The 15,206-nt window shown below is 69.9% G+C and carries 12 protein-coding genes; all 12 read right to left on the bottom strand.

Annotation, left to right across the window (positions count from 1 at the left end):
* Nucleotides 1–888, bottom strand: a complete 888-nt coding sequence (locus AZG88_RS21130) for a cell division protein FtsQ/DivIB (RefSeq protein WP_231914116.1) — start codon at nucleotides 886–888, stop codon at nucleotides 1–3.
* Entirely contained in the window at nucleotides 885–2,396 is a 1,512-nt protein-coding gene (murC, locus tag AZG88_RS21125; RefSeq protein ID WP_025432872.1) for a UDP-N-acetylmuramate--L-alanine ligase, read from the bottom strand. The genes AZG88_RS21130 and murC overlap by 4 nt, the downstream gene beginning before the upstream one ends.
* Entirely contained in the window at nucleotides 2,393–3,541 is a 1,149-nt protein-coding gene (gene murG / locus AZG88_RS21120) for an undecaprenyldiphospho-muramoylpentapeptide beta-N-acetylglucosaminyltransferase (protein WP_005247177.1), read from the bottom strand. Before murG ends, murC begins: the two co-directional genes overlap by 4 nt.
* Complete coding sequence (ftsW, locus tag AZG88_RS21115) at nucleotides 3,538–5,073, bottom strand: putative lipid II flippase FtsW (RefSeq protein WP_061698846.1); 1,536 nt, start codon at nucleotides 5,071–5,073, stop codon at nucleotides 3,538–3,540. Before ftsW ends, murG begins: the two co-directional genes overlap by 4 nt.
* Nucleotides 5,070–6,569 carry a UDP-N-acetylmuramoyl-L-alanine--D-glutamate ligase gene (gene murD / locus AZG88_RS21110; RefSeq protein ID WP_025432874.1) on the bottom strand — a complete coding sequence of 500 codons (1,500 nt, stop codon included), beginning with the start codon at nucleotides 6,567–6,569 and terminating at the stop codon, nucleotides 5,070–5,072. Before murD ends, ftsW begins: the two co-directional genes overlap by 4 nt.
* A 4-nt stretch (nucleotides 6,570–6,573) precedes the next feature.
* Nucleotides 6,574–7,653, bottom strand: coding sequence for a phospho-N-acetylmuramoyl-pentapeptide-transferase (gene mraY, locus AZG88_RS21105; protein ID WP_005247625.1), 1,080 nt, complete (start codon nucleotides 7,651–7,653; stop codon nucleotides 6,574–6,576).
* Nucleotides 7,650–9,164, bottom strand: coding sequence for a UDP-N-acetylmuramoyl-tripeptide--D-alanyl-D-alanine ligase (locus AZG88_RS21100; protein WP_061698843.1), 1,515 nt, complete (start codon nucleotides 9,162–9,164; stop codon nucleotides 7,650–7,652). The genes mraY and AZG88_RS21100 overlap by 4 nt, the downstream gene beginning before the upstream one ends.
* Entirely contained in the window at nucleotides 9,161–10,774 is a 1,614-nt protein-coding gene (locus AZG88_RS21095; RefSeq protein ID WP_061698842.1) for a UDP-N-acetylmuramoyl-L-alanyl-D-glutamate--2,6-diaminopimelate ligase, read from the bottom strand. The genes AZG88_RS21100 and AZG88_RS21095 overlap by 4 nt, the downstream gene beginning before the upstream one ends.
* A 169-nt stretch (nucleotides 10,775–10,943) precedes the next feature.
* Nucleotides 10,944–12,794 carry a peptidoglycan D,D-transpeptidase FtsI family protein gene (locus AZG88_RS21090; RefSeq protein ID WP_005247630.1) on the bottom strand — a complete coding sequence of 617 codons (1,851 nt, stop codon included), beginning with the start codon at nucleotides 12,792–12,794 and terminating at the stop codon, nucleotides 10,944–10,946.
* The gene (locus AZG88_RS21085; RefSeq protein WP_005247633.1) at nucleotides 12,791–13,465 is read right to left on the bottom strand and encodes a hypothetical protein; all 675 of its coding nucleotides are present in this window, start codon (nucleotides 13,463–13,465) and stop codon (nucleotides 12,791–12,793) included. The genes AZG88_RS21090 and AZG88_RS21085 overlap by 4 nt, the downstream gene beginning before the upstream one ends.
* On the bottom strand, nucleotides 13,462–14,478 hold the full coding sequence (gene rsmH, locus AZG88_RS21080; RefSeq protein WP_005260190.1) for a 16S rRNA (cytosine(1402)-N(4))-methyltransferase RsmH: 1,017 nt from the start codon (nucleotides 14,476–14,478) through the stop codon (nucleotides 13,462–13,464). The genes AZG88_RS21085 and rsmH overlap by 4 nt, the downstream gene beginning before the upstream one ends.
* Nucleotides 14,479–14,674: 196 nt before the next feature.
* Nucleotides 14,675–15,106, bottom strand: coding sequence for a division/cell wall cluster transcriptional repressor MraZ (gene mraZ, locus AZG88_RS21075; protein WP_005247637.1), 432 nt, complete (start codon nucleotides 15,104–15,106; stop codon nucleotides 14,675–14,677).
* Nucleotides 15,107–15,206 lie beyond the last annotated feature (100 nt).

Genomic DNA, 15,206 nt, shown 5'->3' with positions numbered 1-15,206 from the left:
TCACCGCACCGTCGGCAGGTCGGGACTCGACACGTCGTACGTCTGCCCGGGCTGAGTGAGCAGCGGCAACGTGACCGCAGCCTTGCGCTCGGACTTCTCCGTGCCGCCCCACACCACGGTCCGGCCGTCGAGCAGCGTCACCGAGATATCCGAAATCGACTTCGCCGCAACCTGTCCCACCTGACCACGGAGCTGAGGCGGCATCGACTCCAGCACCTCGATCGCCGCCTCCGTCGACGGGTCGCCCCACCCCGGCGTCTCCGTCACCAGACGCGGCACCCCGGGCGGCGGCGGTGCGATCTCGTAATCCACGGCCTCCACGTCGAGAAGATGGGTACCGCCGGGGCTGTCGACGAACACGACGGGCACCCGCTCGGTTACCGTGACCCGGATGGTGGACGGGTACACCCGCTGGACGCGCGCGGACGCCACCTTCGGGATCGCGGCGACCCGCTGAGCCGCGCCCTCCGTGTCGACACGCAGCAACGGCTGCCCCTGCGGCACCGCCAGCACCTGGCGAATCTGCTCCTCGGAGATCGACGTCGCCCCCGCGACGTCCGTCTCCCGCACCGACAGCAGCGGCGTGAACCAGGCGACGAGACCGAGCGCCACGACCACGACGACACCGACGACGCCCATCACCGCCGGCCGCCGGTACCACGGCCGCCGCGGCGTCTCCGCCGCCGCGGACTTCCGTGCCGCCGAAGCCGATTCGCGGGTGCGCCGTGTTCCGGGGTCGGTGACCGTCGAGGTGCGCCGGCGCGAGGACGTCCGATCGCTCGCCGTCGCGCGGGCACCGGCCGCACGCCCCGGCCGCGGACTGCTCTGGACGTCGCGGCGGACAGGGCGGTCCGGCCGCTCGGACCGGCCCCGACGCTCCCGCGTCATCGCGACGGGTGGTGGTGCGGAGCCGCACGCAGAGCGTCGAGGATCTGGTTGCCGAGCATCGTCACGTCACCGGCACCCATGGTGATCACCACGTCCCCGGGGGTCGCGAGTGCCGCGACCTGCCGCGGCGCCTGCGACAGGTCGGGCTGGTAGTGCACCGGCTTCGACACCGACAGCGCGACCAGGGCGCCGCTGACGCCCGGGAGCGGTTCTTCCCGCGCGCCGTACACGTCGAGGACCACGACCTCGTCGGCGAGGTCGAGCGCGTGCCCGAATTCTTCCGCGAATGTTGCTGTACGGGAGTACAGGTGGGGCTGGAACACCACGATGACCTTGCCGCTGCGCACCGAGTCCTCGGATTCGCGACGGTCGGCCTCGTGGGGCTGGCGCACCAGATCGGCGGCGGCGCCGAGCACGGCGCGCACCTCCGTGGGGTGATGCGCGTAGTCGTCGAACACGCGGACCCCGTGCTCGCGGCCGGTGAACTGGAACCGGCGGTGCACTCCCCCGAATCCGGCAATGCCTTCGAGGATCTCGTCCACGTCGGCGCCGGCTTCCCGGGCGGCGAGGAGAGCGGCCAGCGCGTTGAGCGCCATGTGCCTGCCGGGCACACCCATCCGGACCGTCCTCGGCGACTGCTCGCCGGCCAGCTGGAACTGCAGGACTCCGCCGACGTCCCGGGCCTCGAAGCTCAGCAGTCGCGCGCCGACCTCGACGCCGTCGACAGGTGCGAAGGCCCCGTCGGCGTTCTCGGCGCTGCCGTATCCCAGCACCCGCACACCGGGCAGTCCCCGCGCCGCCACCCGCTGCGCGAGCGCCGCGGACCCCGGATCGTCGAGACAGGAGACGAGCAGACCGCCGGGCGACAGACGTGCCGCGAAATCGTCGAACACCTGGATGTACGCCTCGGTGCTGCCGAAGTAGTCGAGGTGGTCGGCTTCGACGTTCGTGACGACGACGACGTCCGGTTCGTACTGGAGCAGCGAACCGTCGCTCTCGTCGGCCTCCGCGACGAACACGTCGCCGCTGCCGTGGTGGGCGTTGGTTCCGGCCTCGTTGAGTTCGCCGCCAACTGCGAACGACGGATCGAAACCGCAGTGTTGCAGCGCCACCACCAGCATCGACGTGGTCGACGTCTTGCCGTGGGTGCCCGACACCAGCAGGGTGCGGTGCCCCTGCATCAGCGAGGCCAGCACCGCGGGTCGCAGGATCACGGGTATCCCGCGCCGGGCCGCCTCCACGAGTTCCGGGTTGTCCTTCGGGATGGCGGCGTGCGTGGTGACCACGACCGTCGGGCCGCCGGGCAGCAGGTCGAGCGCGCCGGCGTCGTGGCCGATGCGGACGTGCGCGCCGCGGGCGCGCAGCGCGAGGACGCCGCGGCTCTCCTTGGCGTCCGATCCGGACACCTGCCCACCCCTGGCCAGCAGGATCCGCGCGATTCCGGACATTCCGGCGCCGCCGATCCCGACCATGTGGACACGTTCCAACTCCGCGGGCAGGTCGGTCATCGGGTTCCCCTTGTCAGCGCGGCCACGTCGAGCACGATCCGCGCAACCTCGGTGGCTGCGCTGCGGTGACCCGCGCCGGCCGCACGTCGTCCCATGTCCTCGAGCTGTGCGGGGTCGCGCAGCAGAGGGATCACGGTCTCCGCGACGAATCCGGCGGACAGGTCTCCGTCGGCGACAATCATTCCACCTCCGGCCGCGACCACCGGTCGCGCGTTCAGTTCCTGCTCCCCGTTGCCGTGGGGCAGCGGCACGTATACCGCGGGAAGTCCCACCGCCGACACCTCCGCCACCGTCATCGCTCCCGACCGGCAGATCACCGCGTCCGCGGCCGAATACGCGAGGTCCATCCGCGACAGGTAGGGAACGGCCACGTACGGCGGGCCGCCCGGTGTCGCGGGAACGTCGAGCGTGTTCTTCGGTCCGTGCGCGTGGAGGACGGCCACACCGGCCGCAGCGAGCGACTCGGCCGCGCCCGACACGGCCTCGTTGAGCGACCGCGCGCCCTGCGAACCGCCGAACACGAGCAGCACGGGACCGTCGGCGGGGAGCCCGAAGTGTGCGCGCGCCTCCGCCCGCAGGGCCGCCCGGTCGAGACCGGTGATCGACGCCCGGACCGGGATCCCGAGGATCTCCGCGTCCGAGCGGCCGCGTGCGGAGACTCCGGAACCAGCGACCGCGGCCAGGACCCGGGCGGCGCGGCGGGCACCGATCTTGTTCGCGATCCCCGCGCTGGCGTTCGCCTCGTGCACCACGATCGGAATGCGACGCCGGCGGCGGAGCAGTCCGGGGCCGGCCGCCAGATAGGCCGGCAGCGCGACGTACCCGCCGAATCCGACGACGACGTCGGCACCGGTCGCGTCGAGCACCTCGCGGGTGCGGCGCACCGACGCGCGCACCCGGCCGGGAAGCCGCAGCAGGTCGAGGGTGGGTTTACGGGGCAGCGGAACCGGCGGTATGAGCTCGAGCGGGTAGCCCCGCTCGGGAACCAGGGTGGTTTCGAGGCCACGCGCCGTACCGAGAGCGGTCACCACCGCGGTGTCGTCGATCGCCTTGATCGCATCGGCCACTGCCAGAGCCGGTTCGATGTGCCCGGCGGTACCACCACCGGCCACGATCACCGACAGGGTGGACTTGTCGCCGTTCACCTACGAAATCCTCGCTCTCCTGCTCGGCCACCCGAGCTTCGCTGTTGACGTGCACCTCGTTCGGGGGTGCGGCCCTTGCCGCGTTCGGGGCGGCCCTTCTCGTATGTGACGCTGCGGGTCCGTGGGGCCATCTCGCGACCGGCCCGCCGGCGGGCCTCGGCGCGGCGCACGGCCTCGGCGCGTGCCGCGTCGGCCCGCACCGGCGAATACGCCTCCGGCTTGCGGAGCCGCAGGAGACGACCGAACGGGCCGTCCTGTCCGGAGTGCAGCGCGGCGACCGCCTCCGGTTCGTGCCGCGCCGCGTTGGCGACGAGGCCGAACATGAACAAAGTGGTGGCCGTCGACGTTCCGCCGGCCGACACCAGCGGCAACTGCAGGCCGGTGACGGGCAGCAGCCCGATCACGTATCCGACGTTGATGAACGCCTGTCCGGTGATCCACACCGTCGCCGTTCCGGTGAGCAGGCGCAGGAACGGGTCGGCGGATCGGGCCGCGATGCGCAGGCCCGTGTACACGAACAGTCCGAACAAGCCGAGCACGGCGGCGCCGCCGAGATATCCGAGCTCCTCGCCGATGATCGCGAAGATGAAGTCGTTGTGGGCGTTCGGCAGGTAGCTCCACTTCGCGCGGCTCTGCCCCAGCCCTCGCCCGAGGATCCCGCCGTCGGCGAGCGAATACATCGCCTGCCGCGACTGGTACCCGATGCCCTGCGGGTCGGAACCGGGATTGAGGAACTCGCGCACGCGAGCGGAGCGGTAGCCGGCGGTGAGCGCGAGGATCACGATTCCGCCGAAGCCGGTGCCGACGATCGCGATGAACAGCTTCAGCGGCAGGCCGGCGAACCACAGCAGCGCCATCAGGATGATGGCCAGCGAGACCGTCGTTCCGAGGTCGGGCTGCAGGATGATCAGGACGAACGCGACGAGCGCGGCCGGCACCAGCGGAACGAGCATGTCCCGGATACTGGAGATGTCGCTGCGCCGCGACGCCAGGATGTGCGCACCCCACACTGCCAGCGCGATCTTCGTGAGCTCGGCGGGCTGCAACGAGAATCCCGCGACGACGAACCAGCCCCGGGTGCCCTGGGACACGGTGCCGATGCCGGGTATGAGGACCAGGACCAGCAGGATGATCGTGACCGCGAAGGCCGGGAACGACAGGGCGCGCATCACCCGGACCGGGATCTGCAGCGCCGCGTAGAACAGGCCGAGTCCGAGAGCCGCGAACAGCGCCTGCCGGGTGAAGAGGGTGTACGCCGAACCGTCGGAGGCGTAGGCCTCCACGCTCGAGGACGACAGCACCATCACCAGGCCGAGCACCGTCAGCAGAAACGCGATGGTGACCACGAGGTGGAACGACGCCAGAGGCCGCGACAGCCAGGCCCCGATCCGGGTGCGCGGGCCGCGCGGAGGTGCCGTGCGCGTGCGAGGACTCGACGCTGCACGCTTCGCCACCCCGGGGGCGGCCGCCGTGCGGGCCGGGGACCGCTGTCCCTCGGGGACGCGGCGGGTGCGGGCTCCGGCGGAGGTCATCGCAGCGTCCTGGAGATGTCCGACTCGTCGAGCCTGCCGACGGCGTCCGCGAAGCTGCGCCCCCGGTGGCCGTAACTGTCGAACATGTCGAGCGAGGCCGCCGCGGGCGCCAGGACGACGCAATCCCCTGCCGTTGCGAGCGCAGCCGCTTCGCGCACGACGACACCCATCACGGCGTCGCTGTCGGTGTCCGCCGGCAGCACCACCCGGTGCGTCGCGGTCTGCGGGACTGCACTCACACCTGCATCGTCTCCCGTTTCGACAGTGACCACGGGAACCTCGGGGGCGTGTCGCGCAAGGGACTCTGCGATCTGCATCGCATCGCGGCCGAGCAGGACGGCGCCGGCGAGGCGACCGGCCACCTCGCGGACGAGGTCGTCGACCCGCGCACCCTTCAGCAGACCACCGGCGATCCACACCACCCGCTCGTGGGCGAGGATCGACGGGCGGGCGGCGTGCGGGTTGGTGGCCTTGGAGTCGTCGACGAACGTCACTCCCCCGACGTCGGCGACGTGTGCCGCTCGGTGCGGGCCCACGACGTGGGCGGCCAGACCTGCAGCGACGGCATCCGGCGGAACTCCGATCGCCCGGGCCAGAGCCGCCGCGGCCAGGGCATCCATCAGTCCGGCAGGCCCGGGCGGGGTGATCCCCTCGGCCGGAGCCAGCCGCTCGCCGTCCCCGAACGCGCGGTCGACGAGATACCCGTCCTCGACACCCAGTTCGCCCGACGCCGGCACACCGAGCCGGAAACCCAGGGTCCGGACTGCGAGGGACGAGGAGAAGAGAGAGGACGCGACTTCGTCGTCGAGCCCCAGCACCGCGACCTCACCGGTCAGGGCGCGGGCCTTCGCATCGATGTACGGCTGCATCCCGCCGTGCCAGTCCAGATGATCTTCGGCGATGTTGAGGATCGCGCCTGCGGTCGGCCGGACCGACGGCGCCCAGTGCAGCTGGAACGACGAGAGTTCGACCGCCAGCACCTCTGCCCGGGGTTCGGTCTGCCGCAGGGCGTCGAGTACCGGAAGCCCGATGTTGCCGCAGGCCAGACTCGGCAGCTCGGCCGCCTCGAGGATGGACTGCAACATGGAGGTCGTCGTCGTCTTGCCGTTGGTTCCGGTGACCACCAGCCACCGCCGGGGCGGACCGTAGAGCCCGGCCCGGTCGACGTGCCAGGAGAACTCGATGTCGCCCCAGATCGGCACCCCGTCCCCGGCGGCGAGCGAGAGCAGCGGCGCGTCCGGACGGAACCCCGGACTCGTCACGACCAGCGCGAACTCGGCGACCCGGTCCCGCTCGGCGAGCAGATCGTCGATCGGGACGGTCGCGGCGCCGAGTCGCGCGCACTCGGCGAGGGCGTCGACGTTCGCGTCGGTGACGGTGACGAGCGCACCGAGGTCACGAAGAGGTTCGATGGTGGCCCGGCCGGAGACTCCCGCACCGGCGACGAGGACGCTGCGACCCCGCAACCAGTCGAGCCCGCCGTGTTCCTCTGCCACGTCGTCAGCCCCCGATCGCTGCCAGGTACTCGCTGTAGAACAGCGCGAGCCCGATCGCGGAGGCGATGGCGGCCAGCAACCAGAACCGGATGATCACCGTGGTTTCCGCCCACCCGGCGAGTTCGAAGTGGTGGTGGAACGGAGCCATCCGGAACACTCGTCTTCGGCTCGACCGGAACACCGCGACCTGGATCACGACCGATGCCGCCTCGGCGACGAACAGCGCGCCGATCACGACCATCAGCAGTTCGGTGCGCGTCGTGATCGACAGTCCGGCGAGCATGCCGCCGAGTGCCAGCGAACCGGTGTCGCCCATGAAGATCTTGGCGGGCGCCGCGTTCCACCACAGGAATCCGATGCACGCACCGGCACCGGCCGCGCAGATCAGGGCCAGGTCGAGCGGATCGCGGACGTCGTAGCAGCCCTTGCCGGGACTCGTCTCGCACGCGTTGCGGTACTGCCAGAACGTGATGATCACGTACGCCCCCAGCACCAGGCTCATGGAACCGGCAGCGAGACCGTCGAGGCCGTCGGTGAGATTGACCGCGTTCGACCACGCGCTCACCAGCAGGTAGCAGAACGCGACGAACACGACGGAGCCCATCGTGACCGTCGCGATGTCACGCACGTACGACAGGTGCTCGCTGCCCGGCGTGAGGTCGTTCGCGCCCCGGAACTGCAGCGCGAGAATGCCGAACGCCACTGCCGCGATGAGCTGGCCGACCAGCTTCGCCGTCTTGTTCAGACCGAGGTTGCGCTGCTTGCGGATCTTGATGAAGTCGTCGAGGAACCCGACCCCGCCGAGCGCCGTCGTGAGGCCGAGAACCAGCAGTCCCGATGCCGACGGCCCGTCCGCGTTGTAGCCGATGCCGATCAGGTGCGAACCCCAGTAGCCGGCCCACAGTCCGGCGAGGATGGCGACGCCACCCATCGTCGGGGTGCCGCGCTTCGACTGGTGGCTCGCCGGACCTTCGACACGGATCTCCTGGCCGAACCCCTGACGGGAGAAGGCCTTGATGAGAACGGGGGTCAGCAGAATCGAGACGGCGAGCGCGATGCCCGCCGCGAAGAGGATCTGTCTCACCGCGTAGCCTCCGAACCCTTCTGTCCCGTGCTTCCCGCCAACACCGTGTCCGCAACCTCCCACAATCCGATGGACTGCGACGCCTTGACCAGCACCAGATCACCCGGCGCCAGTTCCTGTTCGAGCAATGCGACCGCACCGGCGATGTCGGGGACGAGGATCGACTCCTCACCCCACGAACCTTCCATGACCGCACCCTGGTGCATCGCGCGGGCGGGCCTGCCCGTTCCGACGATGATCAGCCTGCTCACGTCCAGCCGGACGGCGAATCTGCCGATGGCGTCGTGTTCGACCACTGATTCTGGACCCAGCTCGGCCATTTCTCCGAGCACCGCCCAACTCCGGCGCGCCGCCCCCCGGCCGGTCCTGGCCATCGATACCAGCGCCTTCAGGGCCGCCCGCATCGAGTCGGGGTTCGCGTTGTACGAATCGTTGACGACGGTCACACCGTCGTGCCGGTCGCGGACGTCCATCCGGCGGGCCGAGACGGCGGCGGCATCGGAGAGAGCCTGCGCGATCTGCTGGAGGTCCGCCCCGCATTCGAGCGCCACCGCCGCCGCGGCGAGCGCGTTGCCGACCTGGTGTTCGCCGTGCACGGCGAGCTCGACGGACACACTGCCCGCCGGCGCCGTGAGAGTGAAACGCGCCCTTGCCTTCTCGTCCAGCACGATGTCGGTGGCCCGCACGTGCGCGGACTCCGACCGGCCGACGAGGACCACCCGGGCCGACGTGCGCGGGGCCATGGCTGCCACCAGCGGATCGTCTGCGTTGAGGATCGCGACGCCACCGTCGTCCGCCGAGGGCAGCGACTCCGCGAGTTCGCCCTTGGCGGCGGCGATCGCGTCACGCGAACCGAATTCGCCGAGGTGCGCCGTGCCCACGTTGAGGACGACCCCGATCTTCGGGGGCGCGATGTTCGCGAGGGAGGCGATGTGGCCGCGGCCGCGGGCCGACATCTCCAGAACCAGGAATCCCGTGTCCGCGTCCGCGCGCAGGGCGGTCCACGGGTGGCCGAGTTCGTTGTTGAACGATCCGGGCGGCGCGACGACGGGGCCGAGGGGGCGCAGGACGGCGGCGAGCAGATCCTTCGTCGACGTCTTTCCCGCTGATCCGGTGACGCCGACGACGGTGAGCCCCTTCGCGGTGAGGTCGTCGACTGATGCGCGCGCGAGCTTCGCGAGGGCCGCGAGCACGGCGGCGCCCGATCCGTCGGTGTCGTGTTCGAGTGCCATCGCCTTGCTCGGGACGTCGCTCGGTGTCGGGGTGACGACGACGGCGGGGACGCCGACCGGGCGTGCCGCCAGGACCGCGACCGCACCGGCCTCGACCGCCGAGGCCGTGTGATCGTGGCCGTCCACTCGGGCGCCGGGCAGTGCGAGGAACAGTCCGCCGGCGGTGACCTTCCGCGAGTCGAACTCGACCGTTCCCGTCACCTCGGCCGACGGATCGGCGACGTCGTGCAGTTCGCCGCCCACGATCTCGGCGATGCGAGCGAGTGTCATCGGGATCATCGCGCTCCTCCGACCTGTCGCTCGATCGCGTCGCCCAGTACGTCGCGGTCGTCAAATGGGTACTTCACCCCGTGTATCTCCTGACCGATCTCGTGTCCCTTGCCTGCGACCAGAACCACGTCGCCTGCCTGCGCCCAGCCGACGGCGTCGGCGATCGCCTTCGCTCGGTCCGCTACTTCCCACACCTGTCCCCGCTCGGATTCGGGCACTCCGAGAGCGCCCTCGCGGACCGCGGCCCTGATCTTCGCCGGATCCTCGGTGCGGGGGTTGTCGTCCGTGATGATCAGCAGGTCGGCTCCGCGGGCGGCCGCGGCGCCCATCAGCGGCCGCTTGCCTGCGTCGCGATCGCCGCCCGCACCCACGACGACGGCGACGCGGCCGTGCACCTGCTCGCGCAGCGTGGCGATCACGGCCTCGACCGCTGCAGGCTTGTGCGCATAGTCGACGACGGCGAGGAAGTCCTGCCCTCGGTCGATCCGCTGCACCCGGCCCGGCACGTCGACCCCGGCGATGCCCTCGACGGCGTCGCGCGGATCGACACCCAGCGCGGCGCACAGCGCAACGGCGAGGGAGGCGTTGGCGACGTTGTACTGCCCCGGCAGACGGAGCTCCACGTCGAGTGTGGTGCCCTCGGCCGTGGTGAGCGCGAAGGTCTGCGAGCCCGAGGGCGACACCGTCGCCGGGCCCGCCGTCCACACCGCGCCCTCGGCCTCGGGCGTGGTGGCCACCGTCGTCACCATCGAGTGCGCGCCCCGCGCGACGTCGGCCATCCGCTGCCCCCACACGTCGTCGACACAGATGACGGCGTGCTGTGCGTGCACGGACGAATCGGCTGCGAAGAGCCGCGCCTTGGCGGCGAAGTAGTCCTCGAAGTCGCGGTGGAAGTCCAGGTGGTCCTGGGAGAGGTTCGTGAACGCGCCCACATCGAAGCGGACTCCGTCGACGCGGCCGAGCGACAGCGCGTGGCTGGACACCTCCATGACCACAGTGTCGATGCCCTGCTCGAGCATCACGGCGAACAGGGCGTGGAGCTGCGGCGCCTCGGGGGTCGTCAGTGCGCTCGGCACCCGGCGGCCACTCATCCGGGTCTCGATGGTGCCCACGAGACCGGTCGTCCGCCCCGCGGCGGTGAGCGCGGCCTCGACGAGGTACGAGGTCGTGGTCTTCCCCGACGTTCCGGTGATGCCGATGACCTGCATCTTCTCCGAGGGTCGGCCGTAGATGGTGGCGGACAGCTCACCGAGAACGCCCCGTGGGTCGTCGTGGACGAGCACCGGCATGTCGGAGCCCAGTGCGGACACCAGCTCGAATCCGGCCTCGTCGGTGAGGATCGCGGTCGCGCCGCGTGCGAGGGCGTCGGCGGCGAACTCCGCGCCGTGCGCGCGGGCCCCGGAAAGGGCCGCGAACAGATCGCCCTCGATGATCCCCTGGGCGCGGAGATCCACCCCGGTGACGATCACGTGCTCGGCGGTTCCGGTGGGTGCCTCGACCCTCGCTCCGGCGAGCGCTGCCAGAGCGCTCACCGTGGTACGGACCGGCTGGGCGGGGCGAAGGCTGTCTGTGACCTTCACCTCCACTGACGCCGACTGCGGGCGGGACGGAACAGGCACCGGGCTCCTCTCGGATGTCGACTCTCATTGACAACGGCGTAGTGCACGGATCGATACAGCGTGCTACCTCGGCAGTTCCCTGCGTCCACGGAAAAGTCCGTGTCCACTGAACGGCCGACGTGTCAGATTACCGCGAGAGCTCTCGGAACCCGATTCGGCCGACCTTCGCTCAATCGGCCTGCAGCACCAGCCTGCGTCCGGGGTCCGGGGACATCGGCACGCTGTCGCGCTGCAGCATCCAGGACGCGATGTTGTGGAACAGCGGTGCGGCGGACTGCCCGCCGGAGCCGTCGGCGCTGCGTGTCGGCGCGTTGAGCATGATTCCGACGACGTACCGCGGGTTGTCGGCCGGGGCGATCCCGGCGAACGTGATCCAGTAGTTCGAGTTCGAGTAGCACTTGCAGGCGGGATCGACCTGCTGGGCGGTGCCCGTCTTGCCGCTGATCTGGTATCCGTCGACGGCGGCCTGCACCCCGGTACCCCGCTGGTTGCCCGTGTCGTTCTGGGTGACGGACCGGAACATGTCGCGAACGGTGGACGCGGTCTGGGGGCTGACGACCGTCACCTCCTCGGGCGCTTCGGTCTCCGTCCGGTTCCCGGACGCGTCGACCGTCGCCTTGACGATGCGCGGCGGGATGCGGACGCCGTCGTTGGCGATCGCCTGGTACATGCCGGTCATCTGCAGCAGTGTCATCGACAGGCCCTGGCCGATCGGCAGGTTCGCGAACGTGCCCCCCGACCACTGGTCGCGACTGGGGACGTTGCCGGCGCTCTCACCGGGTAGCCCGACGTCGGTGCGCTGGCCGAGACCGAACCTGGACAGCATGTCCGCGTAGCGGTCCTCCCCCACGCGCTGGGCGAGCATCAGGGTGCCCACGTTGGAGGACTTACCGAACACGCCCGTGGCCGTGTACGGGGCGACCCCGTGGTCCCACGCGTCCTTCACCGACACACCCGACATCTGAATGTTGCCGGGGACCTCGAGAACTTCGTCCGGTGTGGTGAGCCCGTACTCGATCGCGGCCGCCGCGGTGACGATCTTGTTGACGGAGCCCGGTTCGAACGGCGTGCTCACCGGCAGGTTGCCCATCTCCACGGTCCGCGGATTGTTGCCCACCCCGATCGCCGGATTGAACGTGCTGTCGTTCGACATCGCGAGCACCTCACCGGTGTGGGAGTCGAGCACGACCGCCGACGCGTCCTTCGCACCGGACTTGTCCTTCGCCATCTGCACCTGCTGCTGGACGTAGTACTGCAGGTCGGAGTCGATGGTGAGCTCGACGCTCGACCCGTCCACCGCCGGTTGCTTGTCGCGCCAGCTGCCGGGAATCACCGCGCCGTCGGAGCCTCGGTCGTAGGTCTGGGAGCCGTCGGTGCCGGCGAGAGTGGAGTCGAGCGAGTCCTCGAGGCCGAGCAGTCCGTGACCGTCCCAGCCGGTGGCGCCGACGAGGTTGGCGGCAAGGGATCCGCCGGGGTACTCGCGGATGTCCTGGCGTTCGAGTCCGACCTCCGGGAACTTGTCGCTGATCTGCGCGGCGATGTTGGGGTCGACGCTGCGCGCGAGATAGACGAACGTGTCGTCGCCGTGCAGTTTCTCCTTCAGCTCCTTCTCGGGTGCGGCGTCGCCGAGCCGGTCGTGGATCTCCTTCGCGATCGCGTCGAGACGGGAGTCGACGTCGGGGGCGGTGTCGCTCTTGGCCTTCGCCTCCTCGAGTTCCTTCCGCACGCGTGCGGGCTGGAACGTCAGGGCCTTCGCTTCCATCGTGAATGCGATGGGGTTGGCGTTGCGGTCGGTGATCGACCCGCGCAGCGCCGGATCCACCTCGGTGGTGGTGCGCTGGTTCGCCGCCTCCGCGGACAGTTGTGGTGCGTCGATGACCTGGATCCACAGAAGTTGCACTGCGGCGAGGCCGAGCGCCAAGAACATCACCAGGCGTCCGTACCGTTGTCTGAACGGAAAGGACGCCGTACCGGCGCCCTTGGGGCGCCGGGGACGACTTCTCGGTGCGCTTCGACTCACCGGCGACCGCCGGACGGTGGAGCAGTCGTCGGAGCGGTGGTCGAGGGGATCACGGGAACCAATTGTTCACCCTGCGCTTGGATCTCCGTGCCATTGCCGGGCTGCGGCGTGGCGCGCGGCGACTGCGTCGTCCCGCGGTTGGGGGCGGTCGCGACAGCGTTGCCGCGCTGGGTGGGCGGAGCGGCGACGTCCAGCGGCGGCACGGGTGCACCCGACGCCGGGGCCGGCTTTCCGACGACCTCGACGCTGCCGTCGGGGTGGACGACGAGGCGAGCGGGATCGTTGGCGGGCACCATGCCGAGCTTGGCTGCTTCCTCCGCCAGTTTCGGGGCGGAGTTGGCGGTCTCGACGTCACGCTCGAGCGCCGCCTTCTCCTCCGCGAGCGACTGGTTGTGAGCGCGGGCGGCGCTCAACTGGTACGAGTCCTCGGCGGATCGGGTGGTCAGGAGCAGCGTCATGGCCAGGCCCATCGCGAGCAGAACGAGGATCGTCGCCACGAACGGGATGCGGGCGGTGAGGGTGCCGGTGCGGTTCTTGCCGGAGACGGCGATCGCGGATCCACTGTGCACAGCCGCGCGCTGGGTGCGCTTCTTGTACGCCCGCTCAGCCGCGCCCGTCCGGTTGGCCGCCCGCGCGGGCCGCATCTCGGTGGAACTCACCTGAACCGTCATGCCGCCGACCTCCTGGCAATTCTTTCTGCAGCGCGCAAACGCACCGGGGCTGATCGTGGGTTCTCTTCGACTTCCTGTTCGGACGCCCGCTCCGCCCCTCGTGTGAGGATCCGGAACTCCGGTCCCATCCCCGGCAGTTCGACAGGAAGCCCCTCGGGGCTCTTCGACTTCGACCTGGGAGTGATTTCCTGCTTGACGACCCGGTCTTCCAGGGATTGGTACGACATGAACACGACGCGTCCCCCGACGGTCAACGCGTCGAGTGCTGCCGGGACCGCGGCGCGCAGTGAATCGAGCTCGCCGTTGACCTCCACTCGAAGGGCCTGGAACGTCCGCTTGGCCGGATGTCCCCCGGTACGGCGGGTCGCCGCAGGAATGGAGCGATACAGCAGTTCGACCAGCGCTGCGCTGGTGGTGAACGGCTCCTTCGCGCGCTGCCGGACGATCTCCGACGCGATCTTGCCTGCGAAGCGCTCCTCGCCGTACGTGCTGAGGATGCGAGCGAGGTCTCCGTGGCTGTACGTGTTGAGGACCTCGGCCGCGGTGATGCCGGTGGTCGGGTCCATCCGCATGTCGAGGGGCGCGTCGATCGAGTACGCGAATCCCCGATCCGATTCGTCGAGCTGCATCGAGGAGACACCGAGGTCGAAGAGGATCCCGTGCACCGACTCCTGCGCGGGGAGGCCCGCCTGGGCGAGCGCATCCTCGATGCCGTCGTAGCGGGTGTGCACGAACGTGATGCGATCGGCGAACGGAGCGAGCCGGCCACCGGCGATCTCGAGCGCGTGCGGATCACGGTCGAGGGCGATGAGCCTCAGCTGAGGGTAGGTCCGCAGGAAGTGCTCGGAATGTCCACCGAGACCGAGGGTCGCGTCGATCATGACGGCTCCCCCGCCCTGCGGGTCGTTCACGGTGAGCGCGGGGCCCAGCAGTTCGTCTGCGCGGTGGAGCAGAACCGGGATGTGACCGAAACCATCGGCGGGCGAGGAATCTTCCCCCTCGTGATCCACCATGATCCCTCCGGCTCCTGCTCTGTGGTGCGGGTGAAGCGCCCGAAGCCGGGGTTCACTGCTCGAACTTCTCTTGTCGGCCAGTTGCCGTGGCGAATGCTTCGAGGTCCCTGCCCGAAATGAAAACCTGGCGCTGGGGAAGTGCGTCAGGGTTCCGTCGGACAGAGGCCTCGCGGCATTCGCGGGGACGCGGTCACGCTCAGACGATCTCGCCGAGCGCGACTCCTGTTGCCTGCGAGTAGTTCTCCTCGTTCGCCTCGACGTAGGTCTGCCAGGCTTGCGCATCCCAGATTTCGAGGAAATCGACCGAACCGATCACTACGCAGTCCTTGGAGAGACCCGCGTAACGACGGTGATCTGCCGAGAGGGTGATGCGCCCCTGGGCATCTGCGTGCTGCTCGTCGGTACCTGCCGCCAGTCCGCGAACGAAGGCTCGCGCCTCCGGATCGCTTCTCGACGCGGCCGCGGCCTTGCGTGCGAGAGCGGTGAATTCTTCCCGGGGATACACCGCGAGGCTGTGATCCTGACCCTTGGTGACCATCAACCCTCCCGCCAGCGCATCCCGGAACTTTGCGGGCAACGTGAGCCGCCCCTTGTCGTCGAGCTTCGGCGTGTAGGTACCGAGAAACACTCGACACCTCCCACCACGTTCGTATCGAACGCCGTATGCCCGGGCGGTTCACCTTCGCTCCCCGCTGCGCACCACAGTACCCCACTTTCCCCCACTCACA

The organism is Rhodococcus sp. LB1 (assembly GCF_001583455.1).
GTDB classification, from domain to species: Bacteria; Actinomycetota; Actinomycetes; order Mycobacteriales; family Mycobacteriaceae; genus Rhodococcus_F; species Rhodococcus_F opacus.
Note: the sequence above shows the minus strand (reverse complement) of the source record. Positions and strands in the feature narration are given on the sequence as shown.

What these genes read in the sequence shown, in the direction of transcription:
- AZG88_RS21130 (WP_231914116.1), bottom strand. Translation starts at nt 888, where the DNA reads ATGACGCGGGAGCGTCGGGGCCGGTCCGAGCGGCCGGACCGCCCTGTC.
- murC (WP_025432872.1), bottom strand. Translation starts at nt 2,396, where the DNA reads ATGACCGACCTGCCCGCGGAGTTGGAACGTGTCCACATGGTCGGGATC.
- ftsW (WP_061698846.1), bottom strand. Translation starts at nt 5,073, where the DNA reads ATGACCTCCGCCGGAGCCCGCACCCGCCGCGTCCCCGAGGGACAGCGG.
- AZG88_RS21100 (WP_061698843.1), bottom strand. Translation starts at nt 9,164, where the DNA reads ATGATCCCGATGACACTCGCTCGCATCGCCGAGATCGTGGGCGGCGAA.
- AZG88_RS21085 (WP_005247633.1), bottom strand. Translation starts at nt 13,465, where the DNA reads ATGACGGTTCAGGTGAGTTCCACCGAGATGCGGCCCGCGCGGGCGGCC.
- rsmH (WP_005260190.1), bottom strand. Translation starts at nt 14,478, where the DNA reads ATGGTGGATCACGAGGGGGAAGATTCCTCGCCCGCCGATGGTTTCGGT.